The organism is Burkholderia sp. BCC1985 (assembly GCF_905339915.1).
Classification (GTDB): domain Bacteria; phylum Pseudomonadota; class Gammaproteobacteria; order Burkholderiales; family Burkholderiaceae; genus Burkholderia.
On sequence record NZ_CAJPGY010000103.1, the window covers coordinates 1 to 1,649 of the forward strand.

Consider the following 1,649-nt stretch of genomic DNA (forward strand, 5'->3'; position numbering starts at 1 on the left):
ACCAGTTGTCATACCCGGATTCAGATGTCGTAGCGCCAGCTAAATACAGATGTCGCATGTTTCATCGGTTTTCCTTCATTCAGCGTTGAAGTGCCGGGCCTGAAGCAGCAGGGTGCTTACGCTCGATCAGCGGGCCTTGGCAGACCGCTGGTTCGATTCTGCTTGATGTGTTTGCGAAGCGACCTGCAGGATGGCCGCTTCAATGTCGGCTTCCGTGAACGCACGCTGTTTCTTGGCGCCTGGTAACGATGTCTTGGCCCGCACTGGCAGCCCTCGATTGGCGCGCGAGGGCGAACCCGAGATCCGCCGGTTATCACGCTGCGCCTGAACCGCTTCAGCCACCTGCAGCGCGTGACTCAGACGCTTGTGTTCGATGATCGCGCCTTGATCGACCGCCGCCAGCTTGTCGTAAAGGCGGCAATGCAATACCTCGCCGTCGGCCCGGATTTCGATTCGTCCATCCGGGTACTCCCAGACGTCGATATAGCGATGAATCAGCTTCCTGTTCTCGAGCGTATCGTCCAGCAGGTACAGCACCCGGTCATACAGCACCGTCAGTGACTTCGATACCCGGCGCGTTTCGCGCCAGGTCAGCAACCGGTCCAGATTCTCGTCGTTTCGCAGCGGCCGGTGCGCATTGAAGTCGCTCTTCGGCGGCTTCGCGAAGCGCGCGTTATACATGGCGATGAAGGAGGGCGCATACGCATTGGCGTCGGCCACCGTGCTGATCCCGCGCAATCTCAACTCCTTGACCAGCCGGTCCTGCAGCGTCAGGTGCGCACGTTCGACGCGCCCCTTGGCCGAGCTGCTGTTCGCGCAGAACGTGTCGATGTTCAGCTCGTACATGGCCCGGCCAAACTGCGTCACGCTGCTGCCGGTCTTGCTGGCCTTCGGGCTGCGGAACACGCTGTACTTGTCGCTGTAGAACGCCACCGGCTTGCCATGGCGCTCCAGGTACGTTCGCGTGGCCTCGAAGTAGCTGAAGGTCGATTCGGTCGCCGTAAAGTGCAGATGCATCAGCCGGCTCGTCGCATCGTCGACGTACACCAGCAGCGTGCAGGACGGCGCCCGTTCCTCGAACCACCGATGATCGCTGCCGTCGATCTGGATCAGTTCACCCAGGCAAGCCCGGCGCGCTCGCGGTTGATAGACCTTGGGCGGTCGTTGCCGACGCGGAATCCACAGCCCAGCGTCCGTCATCAGCTTCCTGACCGTTTCCTTCGACAACTGCAGCCCGTGGCATTCCCACAGCTTCTCGCAAGCCAGCGTCGGCCCGAAATCGGCGTAGCGCTCACGAATCAGGCTCAAGGCACGGTGCGCCAGATCCTCGGGCAATTGATGGTTGCTGGCGTGGCCACGGCGCTGCGAAATCAGTCCAGCCGGCCCCGCAGCACGATATCGGGTGACCAGCCGTTCAATCTGCCGTCGACTGATCCCGAGCCGCTCCGCGGCTCGCCAAGGCATCAGACGCTGCTCGATCACGGCTTCCACGACCTTCAGACGATCCAGCTCCCGCATGCTCATGGTGATCAGTCCAGGTTGGCCCACGATGCGCTCCAGCAGTTCAAACCGCCGCCAGCATGCGCCGAAACCCTCGAACTACGACATTTCAACTTTGCCCAGATGCGACATTACAACTTTGCTCCCAC

The 1,649-nt window shown here is 61.2% G+C and carries 1 protein-coding gene; it reads right to left on the reverse strand.

Annotated features, from left to right (window positions below):
• Nucleotides 1–126 precede the first annotated feature (126 nt).
• Complete coding sequence (locus U4Z31_RS36800; RefSeq protein ID WP_321799799.1) at nt 127–1,524, reverse strand: ISNCY family transposase; 1,398 nt, start codon at nt 1,522–1,524, stop codon at nt 127–129.
• Nucleotides 1,525–1,649 lie beyond the last annotated feature (125 nt).